Origin of the sequence: Arthrobacter sp. FB24 (assembly GCF_000196235.1) — a bacterium.
Taxonomy (GTDB): domain Bacteria; phylum Actinomycetota; class Actinomycetes; order Actinomycetales; family Micrococcaceae; genus Arthrobacter.
This window is the reverse complement of record NC_008541.1, coordinates 1,800,218-1,822,932: the sequence shown is the minus strand read 5'-3', so window position 1 is coordinate 1,822,932 and position 22,715 is coordinate 1,800,218. Positions and strand designations below refer to the sequence as shown.

Here is a 22,715-nt window from a genome sequence, read left to right as displayed (position 1 = left end):
TCGGAGTTGTTCCCGGACGTCATCTCAGCGCTGGTGCCCGCGGCTGAGGCGGTTACCGAAGACACCGGTACGGGGGCGCGGAGCGGGAACGGGGCTGTGCGGCACGGGCGCCGGCGAACCGGTGTTCACGGCGCGAAGCGCCCGGGCGAACAGTTTGGCATCCTGGACAGCCTGAAGACCGTCAGCTTCGGCGCTGATGCGCAACACAATGTCTTCCTGTGCGATGGTGCCGCTGTAGCCGTGATCCGCTTCGCACTGCGGATCACCGCAGCTGGCGGGCCCCATGTCCAGCCGCTGGCCCCCGGACCAGGCGATGGAGAGAGTGAGTTCCCGGACGGGGTCGGAAGGCTTGTAGTTCTGCGGCTGGGCATACATGTAGCTCAGCACCACGGAGCGGATCTGCGCCACGGGCACCGACTCGGTGGAGATCTGCGCAACGATCTGTTCTCCGGCCTCGTCCAGCTGCTGGTCGTCAACGTGGGCGATGACCAGCATGTCGTCTGTCAGCACCAGCACGGTGATGTGCCGGCGCACTTCGGCCCGGTCGAAGTGGGTCTCAAGGTGCACAAGATGCGCCATGCAGTCGCGGCCGTCCAGTGCGTCGTCAACAACATCGGCGACCAGCCGGGGGTAGAAGCCTGCCTGCTGGAGGGCCCCTTCAAGGCTCTGGCCCTGGGCACCGTGGTCATGCGCGTTAGGGCTGTGGGGGGCCTGGTGACCGGTTCGGGGTGCTTGCGGCTTCGACGTGGGAGGCTGGGGACTCATTACCCCATTTTCACAGATCGGCTGGGCACTTGCTAACTGTGCTAGCTGCGCATCGCACGCCGGGCGCTGTCGGTCCGCTGGGCAGCGTTCGCGATCCGGACATCGGCCGCCAGGATCGATGCACCCCGCTGGCCGGCCAGCACGGGATTGAACTCAATCAGCGCTATTTCGGGATGGTTGTCCTTGAGGCGGGTCAACCGCGCCGCGATGTCCTCCAGTGCCGCCACATCCACGGCGGGCAGGCCCTGGTAGCCGAACAGTTTCCGGGCGGCGCGCGGCGCGCGGATGAAGTCGTGGACATCGGCGCCGGACAGCGGCGGTACCCGGTGGGCCCAGTCTTCCAGGAGGTTCACGGCATCACCGGCCAGCCCGAAGGAAACCACCGGGCCCAGCAGCGGATCCTCGATCGCCCGGAACGTGCAGGCCTGCCCTACCGGCGCCATCGTCTGGACTTCCATGGACGGTGAACCGTACGGCGCCAGCGCGCGGTGCATTTCAACGATGTTCCGCCGCAACGAATCGGCGTCCTGAATGTCCAGCCGCACGCCGCCCAGATCCAGCCGGTGGCGAAGTGCGGGGTCCGTGGTCTTGAGCACCACGGGCCAGCCCAGCCGCTCCGCGGCCGCTACAGCCTGGTCCGGCGTCTCAAAGCCTTCGGAGGGAACAACATGGATGCCGTAATGGGCCAGCAGCGTTGATGCCGTGGCCGGGTCAAGCCGCACCAACTGTTCGCCGGGGACGTCATGCAGCATGTCCTCCAGCTCCGTCCTGACACTCTCCGGGTCGCAGCCCTCCGGCTCCACGAACAGGCCCTGGTCGCGGTCCACCCAGTCGGCGTACTTGACCACGGCGGCGAGCGCTGCGACGGCGGCCCCGGGGTTGGAGTAGCACGGCACTGATCCGCCTGCGGATTCAGCCTGCCCGGATTCGGCCCCCACCATGCCCTCGACGTAGACGGACGGGTCCAGGATCCCGGTGAAGGCGGCGACCACCGGTTTTCCGGCCGTCGCGGAGCATTCCGCCAGGACTCCGGCAATCTTTTCCACGGTCAGGCCGCGCGCCGGCAGCAGCGCCACCACGACGGCGTGGATGGAGTCGGAGGCAAGCGTCCCGGCCAGGCTCTCGCGGAGGGCCGGCAGCGCCAGTGACATGCCGGCGTCGAGATCCACGTCGGTGACGATCCGTTCAACGCCGAGGCCGTTGGCGGCGGCACTGTCCGCCACCACTTTGCCGAGCGCCCGGGAGTTGCTGAAAACGGCGATGTCCGCCCCTGCGGGCAGCGGCTGGCCGGCGACGATCTGTGCGACGTCCATGAGCTGCTCGATTGTTTCCACCCGGATCACCCCGGACTGGCGCATCATCGCGTCCAGTGCGCCTGCGGGCGCCTGCGTGGTCCGCACCGCATGCCCGGGGGGCAGCTGGAGGCCCATGGCATCCGATTTCGCAACAATGACGGGTTTGGTGCGGGCCAGGCGCCGGGCGAGACGGGAAAATTTGCGCGGATTGCCGATGGATTCGAGGTAGAGCCCCACCGCGGCAGTGTCGGCGTCGTCCTCCCAGAACTGCATCATGTCGTTGCCGGAGACGTCCGCCCGGTTACCGGCCGAAAGGAAGGTGGAGAGGCCCAGCCGGCGCCGGCTGGAGGCCGCATACAACGCCACTCCGATGGCGGCGGACTGGCTGAACAGGCCAAGGCCGCCCCGGCGCGGCAGGCTGGGAGCCATGGACGCGTTCAGGGACACGGCCGGGTTGGTGTTGACGATACCCAGGGACGCCGGACCGATCACGCGCATTCCGTTGGACCTGGCCTGGCGGACCAGCTCGCGTTGCCGGGCCAGCCCGCGTTCGCCGTCGTCTGCGTATCCGGCTGTCGCCACCACCACGCCCTTGACTCCGGCGGCCGCGCAGTCCGCCACGACCTTGGGGACTTCTCCATACGGGACGGCGATGATGGCCAGCCCGACGGGGTCCGGCACGTCCGAGAGCCTCGCGAAGGACAGCATGCCCGCAAGTTCCAGCGCCTCGGGGTTGATGGCGTACACGGGCCCGGTGAAGCCGCCTTCGATGATGTGTTCGAGCAGTTGGTAGCCGACGGTCCCCCACTTGCGGCTGGCACCGATCACGGCGACCGACGACGGTGCCAGGAGTTCCTGGATGCTTCGCGCCTCAGCGCGGTGCTCACGTGCCTCCATCACGGCCCGGGACTTTTCGGTGGGGTCGATGTTGAATTCGAGGCTCACGACGCCGTCGTCGAAATGCCTCTTGACGTCGTAGCCGGCGTCGGAGAAGACCATCAGCATTTTGCGGTTTTCCGGCAGCACTTCGGCGCTGAATTTGCGGATTCCGTTTTCGCGGGCGGCGGCGGCCAGGTGTTCCAGCAGGATGGAGCCGATGCCGCGGCCCTGGTGGGCGTCGGCTATATTGAAGGCAACCTCGGCTTCTTCGGGATCGGCCAGCCGGTCGTAGCGGCCGATGCCCAGGATTTCGCCGCCAATGGTGATCACCAGCGCCACCCGGTCCTTATAGTCCACCTCCGTGAAGCGCTTCAGCTCTTTGCTGGAGAGCCTCGCCTTGAAGGCGAAGAACCGCATGTAGATGGACTTCTGCGACTGGCCGGTGTGGAAAGCCTGCACGGCGTCGGCATCTGAGGGGTGGATCGGGCGCAGATGAGCCGTCCCGCCGTCCCGCAGAACGACATCGGCTTCCCAATATTCCGGATATACGCCGTCCCCGGGCTGATCCACCATAGGCTTAGCCTAGCTAAAATTCGCCAGTAAACCGTTAAGGATCCACCAGCCCCATGGCCCGCCGCCAAAGTTCCGCCCCGGCAGGGGACGCCGTCCAGGACTACACCGAGAACATCGTTGACATCGACGTCACGTCGGAAATGGAAGGCTCGTTCCTCGAGTACGCCTATTCGGTCATCTATTCGCGGGCCCTCCCGGACGCCCGCGACGGCCTGAAGCCGGTGCAGCGGCGCATTCTCTACATGATGAGCGAGATGGGCCTGCGTCCGGACCGTGGCCACGTGAAAAGCGCCCGCGTGGTGGGCGAAGTCATGGGCAAGCTGCACCCGCACGGCGATACGGCGATCTACGACGCCATGGTCCGCATGGCGCAGGACTTTTCGCTGCGGCTGCCTTTGATAGACGGCCACGGCAACTTCGGCTCGCTCGACGACGGCCCGGCGGCCCCGCGGTACACCGAGGCCCGCCTGGCGGCGGCAGCGCTCAGCCTCACCGATCACCTCGACGAAGACGTGGTGGACTTTGTCCCCAACTACGACAACCAGCTGACCCAGCCGGATGTCCTCCCCGCGGCTTTCCCCAACCTGCTGGTCAACGGCGCCACCGGTATCGCCGTCGGCATGGCCACGAACATGGCCCCGCACAACCTCGTGGAGGTCATCTCCGCTGCAAGGCACCTGATTGCGAACCCGGAGGCCACCCTCGAGGACCTCATGCGGTTCGTCCCCGGACCGGACCTGCCCACCGGCGGACGGATCGTGGGACTGGACGGCATCCGCGACGCGTACGCCACGGGCCGTGGCTCGTTCAAGACACGCGCCAAGGTGGAGGTTGAACAGCTGTCCGCCCGCCGCACCGGACTGGTGGTCACCGAGCTTCCCTACATGGTGGGCCCGGAGAAGGTGATCGAGAAGATCAAGGACGCCGTCAACGGCAAGAAGCTGACCGGCATCAGCGACATCGTGGACCTCACGGACCGCAAGCACGGCCTGCGGCTGGTCATCGAGCTGAAGAACGGCTTCAATCCGAACGCCGTGCTCCAGCAGCTCTACCGGTACTCGCCCATGGAAGATTCCTTCGGCATCAACAACGTCACCCTGGTGGACGGCCAGCCGCAGACGCTGGGACTGGTGCAGCTCCTCTCCGTCTATGTCGACCACCGCATCAACGTGGTGCGGCGGCGCACGGCCTTCCGGCTGGAGAAGAAGAAGGACCGCCTCCACCTGGTGGAGGGCCTCCTGATCGCCATCGTTGACATCGATGAGGTCATCCAGATCATCCGGTCCTCCGACGAGGTCTCCGCCGCCCGCGAACGCCTCATGTCCATCTACGATCTCACCGAAATCCAGGCGAACTACATCCTGGAACTCCGGCTCCGGCAGCTGACCAAGTACTCCCGGATCGAGCTCGAAAAAGAGCAGGACCAGCTGAAGCGTGAAATCGCGGAGCTGGAGGCCATCCTGGGTTCGGACCAGCGCCTGCGCGAACTGGTGTCCGACGAGCTTGGCGAAATCGCCGAGAAGTACGGCACGCCCCGCCGGACGGTCCTCCTCGAGTCCGAGGCGGTCTCCCCCACCGTCGCCGCGCTGGCTGCTGCACGCGGCGGCAAGGGGAAGGCTGCCCCCCTCGCACTGGAAATAGCCGATGACCCCTGCTGGGCCATCCTGACCGCCAGCGGACAGATCGCCCGGACCTCCAACCAGGAGCCGCTCACCGAGTCCGGTCCGCGGTCAAAACACGACGTCTTCCGGTCGGTGGTGAAAACCTCCGCGCGCGGCGAGATCGCCGCCGTCACGTCACTGGGCCGGATGCTGCGCCTCCAGGTCATGGACATGCCCGTGCTCCCGCCGATGTCGGGGCTTCCCAACCTGGCCGGCGGCGTCCCGGCCAAAGACTTCATCACGCTGCTGAAGGGCGAAACGCTGGTTGCGTTCGCTCCGCTGGACACCGTGCTGGCGATCGGTACGGCGCAGGGCATCGTCAAACGCGTGCAGCCCGACTATCCCCTCAACCGCGAGGACTGGGAAGTCATTGCCCTCAAGGACAAGGACACGGTGGTGGGCGTAGAACCCGCCGGGGCGGACGACGTCGACCTCGTGTTCCTGACCCGACAGGCCCAGCTGCTGCGCTTCAGCGCGGCAAATGTCCGTCCGCAGGGCCGCACCGCGGGCGGCATGGCGGGAATCAAGCTGGGCGCCGGGGACCAGGTGCTGTTCTTCGGCACCGTCGCCCCGGGTGACGAGGACGCCGTCGTGGTGACGGTGTCCGGGACCGAAGGCGCCCTGCCGGGCACGGCTCCGGGTGCCGGAAAGGTGACGGCGTTCGCGGAGTACCCGCCCAAGGGCCGGGCCACTGCGGGAGTTCGTGCGCACCGGTTCCTGAAGGGCGAAGACACCCTCCTTATCGCCTGGGCAGGACACGGTCCGGCCAAGGCGTCCTCGCTGGCTGGAGTGGCGCGGTCGCTTCCGCAGGAACATGGCCGCCGGGATGGCTCCGGCATCCCGCTGTCGCAGGCAGTGGACGCCATTGGGCCCAGCATGACCTGGGCCTAGACTACTGGCATGCCTATCATCCCTGACGAAAAGGACTGGACCTGGGTGCTGACCCGGGCCTGCCCGGAATGCGGTTTCGACGCCTCAACGGTCACTCCGGCCACGGTTCCCGGGAGCGTCTCCAACATGCTTCCCCGCTGGCGGGCCGCACTGCGCCGCCCGGACGTGGCGGAACGCCCGGATGACGCCACGTGGTCCGTGCTGGAGTACGCATCGCACGTCCGGGATGTCTTCAGCCTTTTCGACCACCGGCTCAACCTGATGCTCACCGAAGACAACGCCCGGTTCGAGAACTGGGACCAGGACAAAACTGCGGTGGAGCAGGACTACGCCAATGCGGACCCCGCCGTCGTCAGTGCTGAACTGACCGCCGAGGGGGAACAGATCGCGGAGTCATTCGCCGGCGTGCATGAGGACGAATGGGGCCGGAAGGGCTTCCGGAGCAACGGCTCGGAGTTCACGGTAATGACCCTCGCGCAGTACTTCCTGCACGACGTCGTCCATCACCTGCACGACGTCGACGCCTGATCTTCGCAGCTCGCCGGGTCAGCCGGGAACGGGAAATTCCTTGTCCCAGGCCAGGCTCCGGTTGACCGCGGCGTAACCCATCTTTTCGTAGAGGGCGAGCGCGCCGGTGGGATTCTCCGAGTCGACGTCCAGGGATGCCCGGTCCATCCCGGCCGCCGCAAAGCGCCGCATCGCGTCAGCGAGCAGGGCCTGCGCGATGCCCCGTCCGCGGTACTCGCGGCGGACGCCCAGCAGATCCGTGTAGCCCTCGCTGTATCCGCGGGACACCGCGCTGTCCGGGTCATGGCTGGCCAGCTGGTAGCCCGCGACGATCCCGGACGCGCGGTCCAGGACCACTGCGCTCAGGTCGGGCCTGGCCTGCGGATCATTCATCGTGAAACCCCAGGACTCCTCGTCCCTCGGCTCGCTGCCCCAATGGTCACGGAAGGCGGCGTTGTGGGCCTGCCGGACGCCTTCACTGAGCTCCGGGCGCATGGTCACGAGGGCCAGCCCGTCATCGAGCCGCACCTCGGGAAGTGGGACTCCGTCCAAGTGCCGGTGCATCTCGTTGTAATAGCGCACCACCCGGAACCCGGCTTTGCGAAGCAACTGCTGCTGGTGCTCATGCTGCTGCTCCATATGGATCCGCAGCCGCGGGACGGCGCCGCCGCCCCCGGCCGGGCTGTCCTCGGCGAAGCGCCGGACGGTCCGTTCGCTGAGCCATTCCAGCAAGGCCGTCCCGATCCCCCGGCGCTGCCAGCCGGGGTCGACACAGCCGAAGCCGTACGCTCTGTCGCCGTCCATGTTTTTCGTGATGCGGGCATAGGCCCGGGGAACCGCCCCGAGATCCAGCACCAGGAGGGTGTTGGCGGCGGGATGGTTCTTTTTCGATTGCAGGATCTGCTCGAGGTCGGCGGCCCGCTCGAACCACACCGGCTTTTCCGCCTCGGCCGTCCGGGCGATCAGGGCAGCCCACGCCTCAATGTCACCCTCCGCCGCAGGACGCCACTCCATGCCCGCGCCGGCCAGGGACGTCCGCCAGGATCCGGGCATCGGCGCATCGTCGTTCAGCATGGCAACAGGCTAGCGGCCGGTCCCGGCCCGCGCCAGAACCGTCCCGCTTTGCCGGGATGGTCCAGTCAGTGCACGCTCGTCACCGTCCCGCGGTGGCCTCTGGGCCGGGGAACGACGCCGGTGTCCGCTACTGCGTCAAGGTCCAGCCTGCGGTCTGCCGGGTCAATGTCGTCAGGATTGTGGGTGACCAATACCACGGTCCGTCCGGTGAGCCCCTTGCGAAGGTCAGCCAGCATCTCCCTGCCCGCCTCAGCGTCAAGGTGTGCGGTGGGTTCGTCCAGCAGGATCACATCCGCCCCGGTCATGAGCGTCCTGGCAACAGCGAGCCGCTGACGTTCCCCGCCGCTCAGGAACGCGCCGCCGGGCCCGATCCGGGTGTCGGCGCCATGTTCCAGCCGGCGCAGCAGGGGCTCCAGCCCCACGGCGGCCAGGGCGGCAGCCATGTCCTGTCCGGCGTCGCCGGCCGCGCCCTCCGGGCGGCCCAGCATGAGGTTGCCGCGGATGGTGGAATCGAAGAGGTGCGCCTCCTGTGGACACCAGGCCGCCCGTCCGCTGACTGCCAGCCGGCCGGAATGCGGCGGCAGGAACCCCAGCATCACGGCGAGCAGGGTGGATTTTCCGGATCCGGAGGCGCCTGTCACAGCCAGCCAGCGGCCGGGTTCCGCCGTTGCGGAGACGCCGGTGAAGACCTCCGGGCTGCCAGGCCACGCTGCGGACAGTGCCTGAAGCTCCAGGCCGGGCAGCCCGCCAGGGCGTGATGCGACCGGCTCCAGCCCGCCGGTTCCGGCAGCCGGCCCGGATGCGTCCTGCCGGGGACCGTTGGCGCCTGGGTCCGCGGCAGCGGGAGCGTCGAGAACGCCCGCTTCGCTGATCCGGTCCAGGACCTGGCGGAGCGCCGGATACTGGCGGACCGCCGTCGTGATGGCGGCGTACGGATCCACCAGTGCCAACTGCAGCAGGACCACGACGGCGGCGGTTGCCGGGGCCACAGAGCCGTCCATGACCGCGGGTCCGGCCAGCACAGCACTGGCCAGGGCCGCCGAGCCGCAGGCCAGGACAGTGAGCGCCTGGCCCAGTCCTTCCGCCCACGCGGACCGCTGCGAGGCAGCTGTTGCATCCTTGTCGGCGTCGCCGATGGCGGCCAGCACCGGGCCCGCAACTCCGTTGGCGTGCAGTTCGGCCCGCGCATCCAGCGCTGCGGCAACGTCACGCAGAACCCCGGAACGGAGCCGCTGCTCGGCCTGCGCGGACATCCTGTCCGCCAGGAGGGCCGCCGCCGGTGCGGCAGCAAGGGACACCAGAGCTGCAGCGATGGCCGCCGGCAGCGCGGCCGGCAGCAGCAGGGCTGAGGCCGCCACTGCTGAGGCGCCCACTGCCACTGCGGTCACGGGCGGCAGGACCACCCGGGGAAGCAGGTCCCGGACGGTGTCGACGTCGTCGATCACCGCGCCCAGCACGTTGCCGCCCTGCAACAGGCGGCGCAGGGACAGCGCCCGGCGGCTTAGCGAATCCCACAGCCGGCCGCGGAGCCTGGTGAGCGAGGCGAAGACGGCATCGTGCAGCAGGAGCCGCTCCGTGTAGCGCAGGACCGCCCTGCCGATGCCGAAGAACCGCACGCCGACGATGGCCGTGAGGAGGTACAGGATGGGCGGCTGCTCGCTGGCCCGGATGATGAGCCAGCCGGACAGTCCCGCCAGGGCTACGGCGAAGAGGGCTGCCAGGACTCCCATGATGCCGGCTGAGCCGAATTTGAGGGACTCCGGCTGCAGGAGTCTGAAGATCCGGGCCGGCGTGTTGCCACCGGATTGTCCCGGGACGGCCCTATCGTCATCCGCGGGCGTTCCGGTGGCGGGAGCGGCGGGGGTACCGATTGGCGTGCGGCGTTCGGGGGCTTGTTTCGCCCCGGCTTCCGCCGCCCGCGCCGTCATTGCCGGCGCTGATGCCGTTGTTGCGGGGACCTCCCGGAACCCGGCAGCGTTGTCGGGGTCAGTAACCGGCCGGGCCGTTGCGGAGCCTGCGCCCACGGCTACCAGGTGATCCGCCAGTTCGCGGGTGAGACGGTCGTGCGCCACCAGCAGGACGGTGGCCCGGCCGCGCAGTTTCCGGATGGATTCGTTGACCACGTTGGCGGATTCACGGTCCAGGTGGGCGGTGGGTTCGTCCAGCAGCAGCAGCGACGCGCCGGCCTCAATCCGGGCCAGGCCGCGCGCCAGGGCAACCCTGCGCAGCTCCCCCGGGCTGAGTTCGGCGGGGTGCTTCCCGGCCAGATGGCCGGCTCCGGCTGCTTCGAGGCAGCGTTGTGCAGCGGCGGCAGTGCTGCTGCCGGAAGAGGCTGTGGCGGCACCATCCCCCAGGTAGAGCCGCACCTCGGCCAGCACGCTTTTCTCCACCATGACCGGATGCTGCGGCACCCACGCCACCCTCGATGGCGAAAACCCCGCAATGCTTCCGCCCACCACGGCACCGCCGCCGGTGCCCACGGTTCCCGCCAGGACGCCCAGGATGGTGCTCTTACCCGCCCCGCTGGCGCCGTCGAGGGCGGTGATCCGCCCTGCGGGCGCGTCAAAGCTGAGCGGCCCGACGGCGGGCTCCATCCGTCCGCCGTACACCACCACAAGATTGCTGACGGTTACCGCCGGAAGGTCCGCGCCGCCGTCGGACGCCAATTTCCCGGGGAGCAGGCCGTCTTCGGCACCGATGCCGGCCTGCGGCTGCAGGGGCTGGACTTCGGGTGCGTCCATGACCGCGGTGACCTCGGCCAGGGCAACACGGCCGTCGTCACTGGCGTGGTGGGCGGTGCCCAGTTCCCGCAGCGGCAGGTAGCAGTCCGGCGCCAGGATCAGGGCAAGCAGCCCGGCCTCAAGCGCCATGTCCCCGTGCACCAGGCGAACACCGATGAAAACGGCTACAACGGCGACTGAGATCGTGGCGATAAGTTCCAGGGCGAGGGCGGACAGGAAGGCTGTCCGAAGGGTTTCCATGGTGCGGGACCGGTACTGCTCGGAAATGTCCTCCAGTGCCTTCCGCTGGGCGGTGGCCCGGCCCAGGCCCACCAGCACGGGCAGGCCTTTGGCCAGTTCCAGCATGTGGCCGGACAACCTGGCCAGGGCCGATTGCGCGATCCGCACCCGGTCTTCGGTGTAGCGGCCGATCAGCACCATGAAGACCGGAACCAGTGGCACAGTCAGCACGACCACCACCGCGCTGACCCAGTCGGCGAGCAGGATCCGGGCGCCAAGCAGGAGCGGGACGGCGGCGCAGTTGACGAGGGCCGGCAGGAACTGGGTGTAGTAGCTGTCCAGCGCGTCCAAGCCCCGCGTGGCCAGGATGGCCAGGCCGCCGTCGGAGGGGCCCGCCGCACGGGTGCCGTTCCTCAACGCCCGTTCCAGCAGGGCCGTCCGCAGTTCCTCCTTGACCCCCAGGGCGGCCCGGCGGGACGCCACGCCCTGGGCCCAAACCGTCAGGGACCGAAGGACGACTCCGGCCATTCCCCAACCCAGCTGCTCGGCCCAGGCCGGGTTCTGGGCGACCAGTCCGGCAAGGACGGATGCCACGGCCTGGGCCATGAGCACCAGCGACAATGCCTTGAGGGCCGCAAGGAGGCCCAGCCAATAGAGCGCGAGACGGTTTGCGGGGCCGGCCGGGAACTGCGGTCTCATGGGGTCCTAGTCTTTGGGGGCCAGTGCCCTGGCGGCGATGGCAGGAAGGAAGCTGTGGGCTTCCGGAATGTGGGCGGCGCTGACCCGGCGGCGGAACACCCAGTAGGTCCAAGCCTGGTATGCCAACACCAGCGGCAGTCCCACACAGGCCACGATGCTCATCAGACCCAGCGTGTAGTCGGAGGAAGAGGCATTGGAAATGGTCAGGTCAAAGTCCGCGTTGATGGTGGAGGGAAGCACCACCGGGAAGGCGGCACCGAAGATTGAGGCGCTGCCGAGGAGCAGGAACACCCCCAGCGACAGGAACGCCTTCCCTTCCAGGCCGTTCCGGCCGAATTGCCAGGCCAGCACTGCGGCCACAACCGCAGCGGCAACCGCCGCAATGGTCCAGGCCTCGCCGCTGAGAAGCTGGACGCTGATGGCCCAGCCGGCAATCGGGAGCAGGAGGACGGGCAGGAGCCGGACAAACCAGTTGCGGGCGCGGTGCCTGACGTCACCGTCGGTTTTCAGTGCCAGGAACGCCAGCGCGTGCAGCAGGGAGAAGCACACAACGGCAAGCCCGCCCAGGACGGCGTAACCGCTGAACCAGGCGAACGGTCCGCCCTCGCGGTCACCGTTCGCATTGATGGGAAGCCCGGTGGTGGTCAGCGCAAGCGCCGCACCGACGCCGAATGCAGCGACGAGGGATCCGGCCGCAATGGCCCAGTCCCACACTGCGCGCCAGCGGTCGGTGTCCACCTTGCCGCGGTATTCGAAAGCCACGGCACGGAAGATGAGGGCCACGAGGACCACCAGCAGGGGAAGGTAGAGGGCGGAGAACAGTGAGGCGTACCAGAGCGGGAAGGCGGCGAAGGTGGCACCGCCGGCCGTCAGCAGCCAGACCTCGTTGCCGTCCCAGACGGGTCCGATCGTATTGAGCAGGACACGGCGTTCGGTGTTGTTGCGGGCGAAGAGCTTCATCAGCATTCCGACGCCGAGGTCGAATCCTTCGAGGAAGAGGTATCCCGTCCACAACACCGCGATGGCGATGAACCAGATGGTGGGCAGCAGTTCCATTGTCGAATTTCCTCTGCGCTTAGTAGGCGAATGCCAGGACGTCGTCGGAGCCGCCGGGTTTCCCGGTGCCGGGGCCGGGTGTGGCGTCCTCGTTTTCGTCGGCCGGGGCGTGGGCGAGTTCGGGCATGGCGGACACGACGCCGCCGCGGATGTACTTCACGAGGAGTTTCACTTCCACCACCAGCAGCACGGCATACACGGCGGTCAGGACCACCAGGGAGGTGAGCAGTTCCCCGGCGGAAACGCCCGGTGAAACAGCCGCGGCGGTGAACATGAACACCTGGTCGATCCCACTGGGGTCGGGGTTGGGCGCCACCACGAACGGCTGGCGTCCCATTTCGGTAAAGATCCAGCCGGCCGCGTTAGCGCCGAACGGTGCCATGATGCCGAATACTGCGAGCCGCATCAGTCCACGCGACGCCGGCACGGTGCCCTTGCGGGTCAGCCAGAGGGCCACAAGTGCCGCGAGGGCAGCCAGGCCGCCGAAACCGATCATCATCCGGAAGCCCCAGTAGGTCACCTCCATGACCGGAACGTACTCGATTTCCTGCCCTGCCCGGTCGCCGTAGATGGGGTTGTCCGGTAGGTGGGTTCCGTAGTCGGCCTTGTACTGGTCCAGCAGGCTGTTGACGCCCTTCACCTCGGTGGTGAAGTCGCCCTTGGCGAGGAAGGACAGGATCCCGGGAACCTCGATGACGGCGACGATGTCGTCACAGTTCTTCGAACCGAGGTTGCCGACGCTCAGGACGGAGAAGCCGGTGCCGTCGTGGCACGCGGCCTCGGCCGCGGCCATCTTCATGGGCTGCTGTTCGAACATCAGCTTGCCTTGGAGGTCGCCGGTGAGGGCCGTGCCGGCGAATGAAATCATGGCGACGACGGCGCCGATCCGCAGCGAGCGGAGCCAGACCTTGTGGTCAGCCTTGTCCCGGCCGGGGATGTCCGCTTCGCCGGGAATGACCTTGCCGTCCGGGCCAACGGTGTCGATGCCGTCGTGGCGCCGGCGCCAGAGGTGGTACCAGGCAATGCCCAGCAGGAAGCCGCCGGCTACGGCCAAGGCGCCGAAGAGGGTGTGCGGTACCGCGACGAGGGCGGTGTTGTTGGTGAAGACCGCCCAGGCGTCAGTCATGACCGGGCGGCCGTTGATCATTTCCACGCCGACGGGATGCTGCATCCAGCTGTTTGCCACGATGATGAAGTACGCGGAGAACACGGATCCCACGACGGCAATCCAGAGGCAGGCCAGGTGGACTCCACGCTTGAGCTGCTTCCAGCCGAAGATCCACAGCCCCAGGAAAGTGGATTCCACGAAGAAGGCCAGCAGTGCCTCGAGCGCCAGCGGCGCCCCGAACACGTCACCGACGAAGCGGCTGTACTCGCTCCACGCCATCCCGAACTGGAACTCCTGCACGATGCCGGTGGCGACGCCCATGATGAAGTTGATAAGGAAGAGCTTCCCCCAGAACTTGGTCATGCGCAGGTACTCCGGCTTGCCGGTGCGGTACCAGACCGTCTGCATGACTGCCACCACGAGGCCCAGCCCGATGGTCAGCGGGACCATCATGAAGTGGTAAACGGTGGTGATTCCGAATTGCCAGCGTGCGATTTCCAAAGCGTCCAAGGCAGTCCCTACTTTTGGCTAGGCTTTCATCAGTCCAAGTCTTCTACGCTTCGTAGAAGACCAACTTCTACAGAGTGTAGAACACTTTGGCATGCAGTGTAAACCAACAGTTCCACCGGCCGCAGGCCGTGGCAAGGGTGCGGCGCGCCGATTGTTCTACCTCATGTAGAAAGAATCTGCAAAAAGAGGTAAATTTAGAACTCAAGTATTCGAACTACGTTCCGCGAAGGCCGCTCCGGCTTCGCGGATCGAAACGTTAAGAAGGATGTACGGAATGGCAAGTCTTGGTGAACTGGAACGGGCAGTGATGGATCTGCTCTGGGCAGGTCAGGAAGCGGCCACCGCGAACACCCTGAGGGACCTGCTGGCGCAGAGCACCCAGGCCCAGGGCGGCACCGCCGGCCACGAAGGCAAGGACCTCGCCGTGACCACGGTCCTGACTGTGCTGTCACGCCTGGAGAAGAAGGGGCTTGTGGAACGCGAACGCGGCACACGTCCCCACCGCTATCAGGCCGTGTCCAGCCGGGCGGACCACACCGCCGAACTCATGCATGAGGTTCTGGGATCGGCGCCGGACCGCGAAGCTGTCCTCGCCCGCTTTATTGGGTCCGTCACCGAAAGTGAAGCCGAAACGCTGCGCAAACTGCTTGGCCACATCTAATAGCGCATGTTCTGGACCTCATATTTGCTGGCGGTCCTGGCGATAGTCCTGGCGTGGCCGGTGCCTATCCTCCTTTCGCGCGCGCAATGGCCGGCCCGATCACCTTTCACCGCCATGCTGCTCTGGCAGGCGATCGGCCTCGCCGGCGGCCTGTCAATGATCGGCGCCATGCTGGTTTACGGGCTCGAGCCGATCGGTGACAATCTCCTGGCCGGACTGCGCGGTCTGGCCGGCATGGTCCTTTTCGATGCGCCCACGACGGCACTGGGGTTCTGGCACCTTTTCGCGCTGTCGGCAGCGGCCCTCCTCACCGCGCACCTCGTGTTTACCCTGCTGCTGACCTACTACCGGATCGAACGCCAGCGCAGGCGCCACCGCGAACTCCTGGCGCTTCTGGCGTCACCGTCGACGGACGGTCCGGGAACCGTGGTCATCAACCACGATTCACCCGTGGCGTACTGCCTCCCCGGCGGCGCCCGCTCCGTCACCGTCCTGAGCGACGGCCTGATGGCGGCGCTGGAGCCTGCAGAGCTTCGCGCCGTCCTGATCCACGAGAACGCCCACCTGAGCCAGCGCCACCACCTCCTGCTGTGGGCTTTCGCGGCGTGGCGCCAGGCCCTCCCCTGGCTGCCGACCACCCGACTAGCCCAGGAAGCCGTGAGCTCCCTGATCGAAATGCTCGCTGACGACGTCGCCCTGAAGACCGAAAGCAAAGCCACACTGATCAAGGCGATCGCCATCGTTGCCAGCGGACCAAGCGGTGTGCCCGCCAGCCGGGTGGGGTTCAACGGCGCCGGACTTCCGTCGGCAGCAGATGGAATAGTCGACGGCGGCATCCAGGGAGCGTCCGGCGGTGCCGGTTCTGCCGGCACCACGGCATCCAGGGTCAGCCGGCTGCTGTCTCCCCAGGACCCGCTGCCGGCTCCGCTGCGGGGCCTTGTCCTCGCAGGCTGCCTGCTGCTGCTGGCATTGCCCACAGCCCTGCTGATTGTCCCCGGGCTGCTCGGCTAGCAGGACAGCCGGCCGCCGCCGGCGTCAGGCGTCGATCCGCTCCCGGTCCAGGCCCGCAGCACCGGCGATGATGAAGTCCTTGCGCGGCGCGACATCGGAGCCCATTAGCAGGTCGAACGTTTCCTCCGCCTGTTTGGCGTTTTCGATCCCCACCTTGCGCAGTGTCCGGTGGCGCGGGTCCATGGTGGTCTCCGCCAGCTGTTCGGCGTCCATTTCACCCAGGCCCTTGTAGCGCTGGATGGGCTCCTTGTAGCGCTTCCCCTCCTTGGCCAGCCTGGCCAGCAGGACGTGGAGTTCGGCCTCGGAGTAGGTGTAGATCATCTCGTTGGCCTTCTGCCCGGCATTGATGACCTCCACCCGGTGCAGCGGCGGCACGGCGGCGAACACCCTGCCCTCATCGATCATGGGCCGCATGTAGCGGAAGAAGAGGGTGAGAAGCAGCGTGCGGATGTGGGCGCCGTCCACATCGGCGTCGGTCATGAGGATCACTTTGCCGTAGCGTGCGGCACTGATGTCGAAGCTGCGCCCGGACCCGGCACCCACCACTTGGATCAGCGCCGCGCACTCGGCGTTTGACAGCATGTCCCCCACCGAGGCCTTCTGGACGTTGAGGATCTTGCCCCGGATCGGCAGCAGTGCCTGGAAGTCCGAGGAACGAGCCAGCTTTGCGGTACCCAGCGCGGAATCGCCCTCGACAATGAACAATTCCGACCGCGCCACGTCATCGGTGCGGCAATCGGCGAGCTTCGTGGGCATCGATGACGTCTCCAGCGCGTTCTTGCGCCGCTGCGTCTCCTTGTGCACCCGCGCCGAAATGCGGGACTTCATCTCGCTGACGATTTTTTCCAGGAGAAGGGCGGACTGCGCCTTGTCATTGCGGTTGGCCGAGTTCAGTTTCGCGTTGATTTCCTTCTCCACCACCCGGGCAACAATCGCCCGGACCGCGGACGTGCCGAGGATCTCCTTGGTCTGGCCCTCGAACTGCGGCTCAGCCAGGCGCACTGTCAGCACGGCAGTCAGCCCCGCGAAAATGTCATCTTTTTCGATCTTGTCGTTGCCGGCCTTGAGCTTGCGGGCGTTTGTCTCCACGGCCTTGCGGAAGGTCTTCACCAGCGCCTGCTCGAAGCCCGACTGGTGCGTCCCGCCCTTGGGAGTGGAGATGATGTTGACGAAGCTGCGGACCGTGCTGTCGTAGCCGATTCCCCAGCGAAGGGCCACGTCCACTTCACAGTCGCGCTCGACCTCGGCCAGCTGGCTGTGGCCGCGCTCGTCCAGGACCGGAACGGTTTCCTTGAACTTCCCCGAGCCGTGCAGCCGCCAGGTGTCGGTGACCGCGGGATCCGCTGCGAGGAAGTCGACGAACTCGGAGATGCCGCCATCGTGGTGGAAGATTTCCTCGTGGCCGGCCAGCTCGCCCGGGGTGCCCGCAATCCGCCGCTGATCGCGGACGGTCAGTTTAAGGCCCGGGATGAGGAAGGAAGTCTGCCGGGCCCGGGCGGCCAGCTCGTCATATGAGAATTTGGCGTCCGGGGTGAAGATCTGGCGGTCGGCCCAGTAGCGGATCCGGGTGCCGGTGACGCCGCGCTTGGCTTTACCCACGACGTCGAGGACGGAGTCATTGACGAACGGTTCGAATGCCGCCGCGGGATCGGGCTTCGTGCCCGGGTCCTTGAACCGCCCCGGTTCGCCGCGCCGGAAGGACATTTTGTACGTCTTGCCGCCGCGGTCCACTTCCACGTCCAGCCGGGAGGAGAGCGCATTGACCACCGAAGCGCCCACGCCGTGCAGGCCGCCGGACGCCGTGTAGGAGCCGCCGCCGAATTTTCCGCCGGCGTGCAACTTGGTGAACACAACCTCGACGCCGGTCAGTCCGGTCTTGGGTTCGACGTCAATGGGGATGCCTCGTCCGTCATCATGGATCTCCACCGAGTTGTCGGCGTGCAGGATGATCTTGATGTCGTGCCCGAACCCGGCCAGTGCCTCGTCGACGGAGTTGTCGATGATCTCCCACAGGCAGTGCATCAAGCCTCGGGAGTCGGTGGAACCGATGTACATGCCCGGGCGCTTGCGGACGGCCTCGAGGCCTTCCAGTACAGACAGGTGCCGGGCGGTGTAATCAGAACTTGGTGCCACGGGTTGTGAACTCCTTCAGTGACGGACAACTAATGCTTTTGGCGCTCTTCCTAGGTTAGTCGGCCCGCGCGGGCCCGTCCGCCAGCCACTCCAGCAGCGGGGCACGATCGGCGGACCCCGTTACGGAACGGTGATACGCGGACAGCGAAAGTGATCCATCCTTGTCATGGTTTTGCTACGAATGCTGGTTATATAGATATACAGATCTACTAAGGAGGCCGAAATGACAACAGCAGTTGCGGACCGCACGCTCAACGCACTGGACCGGTGCGATCGTTGCGGAGCACAGGCGTACGTCCGGGTTGTTCTCGAGTCCTCCGGCGGGGAGCTGCTCTTCTGCGGCCACCACGCTCGGGCAGTCGAAGCGACGCTCAAGCCGCTGAGTTCCGACTGGCACGACGAGACCGGCCGGCTCCACGAGAAGCCCACGGTATCGGTGGACTAAGCAACTCTCTGATGACAAAACAGGGCTCCTCCGCTTGGGAGGGGCCCTGTTTGTTTGCCATCGTCTTCCACACGCTGCCGCGTCAGCGAAAGGCCCCGCCATCGGCGGGGCCTTTCGCTGTTACTGACCCTGGAGCGGCCGGGCAAACGCCGGCCGCCGCCAGTCGGGGCTAGGGCCGCTTAGTCCAGGTAGTCCCGCAGGACCTGGGACCGGGACGGGTGCCGCAGCTTGGACATCGTCTTGGATTCGATCTGGCGGATACGCTCGCGCGTCACTCCGTAGACCTTGCCGATTTCGTCTAAAGTCTTCGGCTGTCCGTCGGTCAGGCCGAACCGCATGGCGACAACGCCGGCTTCGCGCTCGGACAACGTGTCCAGAACCGAGTGGAGCTGTTCCTGCAGCAGGGTGAAGCTGACCGCGTCGGCAGGAACCACAGCCTCGGAGTCCTCGATGAGGTCACCGAACTCGGAGTCGCCGTCCTCGCCCAGGGGGGTGTGCAGCGAGATCGGCTCGCGGCCGTACTTCTGGACTTCCACGACTTTCTCGGGGGTCATGTCCAGCTCGAGGGCCAGCTCCTCAGGCGTAGGTTCGCGGCCGAGGTCCTGCAGCATCTGGCGCTGGACACGGGCCAGCTTGTTGATGACTTCCACCATGTGCACCGGGATGCGGATGGTGCGGGCCTGGTCGGCCATGGCACGGGTAATGGCCTGGCGGATCCACCACGTGGCGTAGGTAGAGAACTTGAAGCCCTTGGTGTAGTCAAATTTCTCGACTGCACGGATGAGGCCAAGGTTGCCTTCCTGGATGAGATCCAGGAACAGCATGCCGCGGCCGGTGTAGCGCTTGGCCAGCGAGACAACGAGACGGAGGTTGGCCTCCAGCAGGTGGTTCTTGGCGCGCTTGCCGTCGTGGATGACGAATTCGAGCTCACGCTTGAGCTTCGGATCCATGGAACCGTCGTCCGCCGCGATCTTCTCTTCGGCGAACAAGCCCGCCTCGATCCGGAGCGCAAGGTCCACTTCCTGTTCAGCGTTCAGCAGGGCAACCTTGCCGATCTGCTTCAGGTAGTCCTTGACGGGGTCGGCGGTGGCGCCGGCCGACATGACCTGCTGGACCGGGGCGTCGTCGTCATCGGCATCGGAATACACGAAGCCGGTGCCGGTGGCGGCAGCGCCGGTCTTGCTGGCGGCTTCCTCCTCGGTCAGCTCCGATGGATCCGGAGTCACGTCGTCCAGATCTTCATCCAGTTCGACGTCCTCTGTATCGTCGTCGTCCGACGTGCGCGTCTTGCCGGCGGCCTCGGCGGCAGCCTTGGCGCCGGGCTTGGGTCCGCGCTTTTTGGGCTCGGGTTTTGCCGGGGCGCCGCCCTCGGCAGAAGTAGCATCTTTGACAGCCTTATTGGCTGCACGCGTGGCGGCACGCTTGGCGCTCGTCGCCGCCTTCTTCTCCTCAGGGGACAATTCGGCCTGGTCGGCGGGTTCCTTCTTCGCGGAAGACGGGGTCACAGAAAACCTTTCTAGCGGCGGTCTGTGGAATCACCATACGGGCAACACCACTATGACCCTGTCAAGTCCGTGATTCACATCAGGTGCGATCGCGGCCAGCAGAGTCATTAAGTAGAACTGCCGGTACGGCCGTAATGTTCCCGTTTCCGGTCATCATTACATGCACTTGATTCACGGACCCAACCGGGTCTCGGCATCCATTGTCTCATGATTTTCCCAATCGGCGCCTCACGGCGGTCAGCAGGCCCGAATGTTTCGGCCGGCCGGCCGCTCCTTGCCGGGCCCCACGCCCCGGGTAGCCCGACCCCTAGGCCGCATCCGTTTCGAACTTCTGCCAGGCGGCATCACGACGCCCGGCCCATCCGCACAGCGTCCCCCGGCTGATGAGTTCCGACAGAAGTTCAGCCAGCCGGTATCCGGGGTGCACCGCGAGGGCCTGGTCCAGCAGCGCGTGCGCAAACGACCCCCTGCCGCGGCACCACTCAATCCAGCCCCGTCCTGTCAGGGTCGCCGCACAGGCTTCGCCCCCGCCCGCCGCACCGAGCTGCCGCAGGATGACCTCCAGCGACCGCATCCCGTCCCAGCGGGGGGAACCCGGCGCCATCCCCAGCAGCACATCCCCGTAGCCGGGAACCGGGCCGGCGGCACCCTCAGCCGGGACCGCCGCCGGTAGTCCTCCCAGGGGCGGCGACACCACCGGCAGGTCGCCGTCCGGCTCGAAGATCCCGAAGTCCTCAGCGCCCTGGTCCGCGGCCTGCCGGCCCGCCGCACACATCACCAGCACAGCGTCACGCCAGTGGGGAATACGAAGGGAAGCACGCAGGTACCCCGCCAGCCCGGCCGGAAGCAGCCAGCCCGCTTCAGCCGCCAGCACGCAACCCCAGACATCCAGGACCTTCGCGAACTGGGACCGGCTCCCCCGCAGTGCCGCAAGTTCCTTGGCCCACCGCTGTTCGGATTCCAGCACTGCCGCATCGGCGTGCGCCGCCGTGGGCGGGCAAACGGCTGCGGCAGAAGGGTCCTCTCCCACGCTGCTCCCCCGGAAGACCATCTCGGCGTTTAGCCGGCTGTCCCTGATGTCGTCCAACGAACGCCCGGGAAACGGGCAGCAGGACGGATCAAAGCAATACGCGTTCCGCCAGAAGGCCTCCCCGACATACCAGGCGTCTCGGACAGGACGCCCGGACAGTTCCAGCTCGACCTCCAGCTCTACCAGCAGCCACGCCAACGTGCCCTCCACCGGCTCCCCGGCGGAGACGGCGCCAGGGCCGGCATCCGGGCCCTCAGTCCATCCTTCGTCGCTGAAAAGCACCAGCAGGGAACCGTCGGCGTCTTGGTCGGCTTCAAGGTAGTCCCTGACAGTGCGCGCAAAACGGCGCAGCCCGGAACGGGAATCGAATCGGGGCAAATCCACGCGCAGCGTGGCGCCCAGGCGTTTGCCCTGCATGGTCATGGCCACCAGGCTGTTGGCCGGCCAGTACCCAAGGGAGTGCGGAATGAAGCCCAGGATGTCCTCTGGGCCTGAGATGGTCAGTCGTTCTGGAGTCGGTCGTTCCGGAGGTGTCATGCATCCAGACTGGAACCGGCGGCGCCTTAGGTTAAGCCCCGGCTTTAGCTATGTGGAAACAGCTCCTACTCAGCCCGGCGCTCCAGGTTACGCCGGCGCTGCTGTGCGAGGGCTTTGAGCAGCGGCGGCACAACGACACCCTGGGCGGCCATCTGGCGCCGGACTTTCCTTCGGGTGGCGAGGATGGCCGCGGCTCCGATGCCGATCAGCACGAACTGGACGCTCAGCGCGATCCGGAACGGACCGAGGCCATAGAGCTCGCCCTGGGAAAAGCCGGTGGCGTGGAGGACGTCGAGCACGAGTCCGACGAGGTAGATTGCGACGAGCGCCGCAATGAATCCGCCCACGTTGACGATTCCGGTGGCTGTTCCGATCCGATGGGCCGGATTAAAGGTGCGGGCAAAGTCGAACCCGATCATGGAACCCGGACCTCCGATGGCCAGCACCACCACCAGTCCGGCGAGCATCCAGAGCGGAGACCGTCCCGGCATGAGCAGCACGGCGGCCCAGGCAGCCGCCGTCGTGGCTGCAATCAGGAGCACCATGGTGGAGCGGCGGAGGGGATGCCGCGACACGAACCTGCCGATCAGGGGACCGGCGGCGATGGCCGCGGCAACGTAGATGGACATCAGGCCGGAAACCGTGGCTGCATCGAGTCCCTGGGCGGAAATCAGGAAGGGGTATCCCCAGGTCATGGCAAACACCGTGCCGCTGAACTGGATCGTGAAGTGGCTCCATAGACCCAGCCTGGTGCCGGGCTGCCGCCAGGCGCTGGACAGCGAGATGCCGGTGGCCCTCAGTCCCTGGCCGGTTTCCGCCCGGGGGTGGCCCGGCGGCTGGTCCTTCAGCACGGCCAGCACCAGGACGACGGCGAGCGCGGACATCGCGGCAAGGGTCAGGAACGCAGGGGTCCAGCCGGCCGAGTGGAGGATCATGGCAAACGGCACAACGCTGAAGAGCTGTCCCAGCTGGCCGGACATTCCTGTCAGCTGCGTAATGAGCGGGACCTTCGCCGGAGCGAACCACAGCGGAATCAGCCTGATCACTGAAATGAACGTCATCGCGTCCCCGGCGCCCACCAGCACCCGGCCAAGCACTCCGCCGGGAATGTTGTCCGCAAAAGCCAGCTGAAGCTGTCCAAGGCCCATCAGGACAGCTCCCCCGGCGATCATGGTCCGGGATCCCAGGCGGTCAACGAGGACCCCCACCGGGATCTGCAGCCCGGCGTAGACCAGTAGCTGAAGCACCGTAAAGAACGAGATCTCGGCTGCGGTGGCGTGGAACCGCTCTGTCGCTTCGAGTCCCACCACGCCAAATGAGGTGCGCTGGCTGACCGCAACCAGATACGCAAATACTCCGACGGTCCAGATGAGCCAGGCGCGCGGTGCAGTCACGTCTCCATTATGCCCGGTGCC

Annotated in this window: 15 protein-coding genes; 5 read left to right on the top strand and 10 right to left on the bottom strand. The window is 66.7% G+C overall.

Annotated elements, in window-relative coordinates; genetic code table 11:
• Positions 1-24: 24 nt before the first annotated feature.
• Both ARTH_RS08270 and ARTH_RS08265 read right to left on the bottom strand, forming a co-directional pair.
• A complete protein-coding gene (locus ARTH_RS08270) occupies positions 25-765 on the bottom strand; it encodes a DUF5998 family protein (protein WP_011691489.1) in 741 nt (246 codons plus the stop codon).
• A gap of 41 nt (positions 766-806) precedes the next feature.
• Positions 807-3,512, bottom strand: a complete 2,706-nt coding sequence (locus tag ARTH_RS08265; RefSeq protein WP_011691488.1) for a bifunctional acetate--CoA ligase family protein/GNAT family N-acetyltransferase — start codon at positions 3,510-3,512, stop codon at positions 807-809.
• Between the two features lie 53 nt (positions 3,513-3,565).
• Between ARTH_RS08265 and ARTH_RS08260 the strand changes: the two genes are divergently transcribed.
• The gene (locus tag ARTH_RS08260; RefSeq protein ID WP_011691487.1) at positions 3,566-6,064 is read left to right on the top strand and encodes a DNA gyrase/topoisomerase IV subunit A; all 2,499 of its coding nucleotides are present in this window, start codon (positions 3,566-3,568) and stop codon (positions 6,062-6,064) included.
• 9 nt (positions 6,065-6,073) lie between these two features.
• Positions 6,074-6,592, top strand: a complete 519-nt coding sequence (locus ARTH_RS08255) for a DinB family protein (protein ID WP_011691486.1) — start codon at positions 6,074-6,076, stop codon at positions 6,590-6,592.
• Positions 6,593-6,610: 18 nt separating this feature from the next.
• On the opposite strand, the gene ARTH_RS08250 is transcribed toward ARTH_RS08255, so the two are convergent.
• From ARTH_RS08250 to ARTH_RS08235, 4 genes are all read right to left on the bottom strand, one after another.
• Entirely contained in the window at positions 6,611-7,645 is a 1,035-nt protein-coding gene (locus ARTH_RS08250; RefSeq protein ID WP_011691485.1) for a GNAT family N-acetyltransferase, read from the bottom strand.
• Between the two features lie 65 nt (positions 7,646-7,710).
• Positions 7,711-11,304, bottom strand: coding sequence for a thiol reductant ABC exporter subunit CydD (cydD, locus tag ARTH_RS08245; protein ID WP_011691484.1), 3,594 nt, complete (start codon positions 11,302-11,304; stop codon positions 7,711-7,713).
• 6 nt (positions 11,305-11,310) lie between these two features.
• Positions 11,311-12,360, bottom strand: a complete 1,050-nt coding sequence (gene cydB, locus ARTH_RS08240; protein ID WP_011691483.1) for a cytochrome d ubiquinol oxidase subunit II — start codon at positions 12,358-12,360, stop codon at positions 11,311-11,313.
• Positions 12,361-12,379: 19 nt separating this feature from the next.
• A complete protein-coding gene (locus ARTH_RS08235) occupies positions 12,380-13,978 on the bottom strand; it encodes a cytochrome ubiquinol oxidase subunit I (protein WP_011691482.1) in 1,599 nt (532 codons plus the stop codon).
• A 274-nt stretch (positions 13,979-14,252) separates the two neighbouring features.
• On the opposite strand from ARTH_RS08235, the gene ARTH_RS08230 reads away from it, so the two are divergent.
• Together ARTH_RS08230 and ARTH_RS08225 are read left to right on the top strand one after the other, a co-directional pair.
• On the top strand, positions 14,253-14,639 hold the full coding sequence (locus ARTH_RS08230; protein WP_011691481.1) for a BlaI/MecI/CopY family transcriptional regulator: 387 nt from the start codon (positions 14,253-14,255) through the stop codon (positions 14,637-14,639).
• A 6-nt stretch (positions 14,640-14,645) separates the two neighbouring features.
• The gene (locus ARTH_RS08225; RefSeq protein ID WP_011691480.1) at positions 14,646-15,650 is read left to right on the top strand and encodes a M56 family metallopeptidase; all 1,005 of its coding nucleotides are present in this window, start codon (positions 14,646-14,648) and stop codon (positions 15,648-15,650) included.
• A gap of 24 nt (positions 15,651-15,674) precedes the next feature.
• On the opposite strand, the gene ARTH_RS08220 is transcribed toward ARTH_RS08225, so the two are convergent.
• Positions 15,675-17,783: a DNA gyrase/topoisomerase IV subunit B gene (locus ARTH_RS08220; protein ID WP_011691479.1), complete on the bottom strand. Its 2,109-nt coding sequence runs from the start codon at positions 17,781-17,783 to the stop codon at positions 15,675-15,677.
• A 223-nt stretch (positions 17,784-18,006) separates the two neighbouring features.
• Between ARTH_RS08220 and ARTH_RS08215 the strand changes: the two genes are divergently transcribed.
• The gene (locus tag ARTH_RS08215; protein ID WP_011691478.1) at positions 18,007-18,228 is read left to right on the top strand and encodes a DUF7455 domain-containing protein; all 222 of its coding nucleotides are present in this window, start codon (positions 18,007-18,009) and stop codon (positions 18,226-18,228) included.
• Positions 18,229-18,407: 179 nt separating this feature from the next.
• On the opposite strand, the gene ARTH_RS08210 is transcribed toward ARTH_RS08215, so the two are convergent.
• From ARTH_RS08210 to ARTH_RS08200, 3 genes are all read right to left on the bottom strand, one after another.
• On the bottom strand, positions 18,408-19,733 hold the full coding sequence (locus ARTH_RS08210; protein WP_011691477.1) for an RNA polymerase sigma factor: 1,326 nt from the start codon (positions 19,731-19,733) through the stop codon (positions 18,408-18,410).
• A 307-nt stretch (positions 19,734-20,040) separates the two neighbouring features.
• Positions 20,041-21,300, bottom strand: coding sequence for a DUF4192 family protein (locus ARTH_RS08205; protein ID WP_011691476.1), 1,260 nt, complete (start codon positions 21,298-21,300; stop codon positions 20,041-20,043).
• A 65-nt stretch (positions 21,301-21,365) separates the two neighbouring features.
• A complete protein-coding gene (locus tag ARTH_RS08200) occupies positions 21,366-22,694 on the bottom strand; it encodes an MFS transporter (RefSeq protein ID WP_011691475.1) in 1,329 nt (442 codons plus the stop codon).
• Positions 22,695-22,715 lie beyond the last annotated feature (21 nt).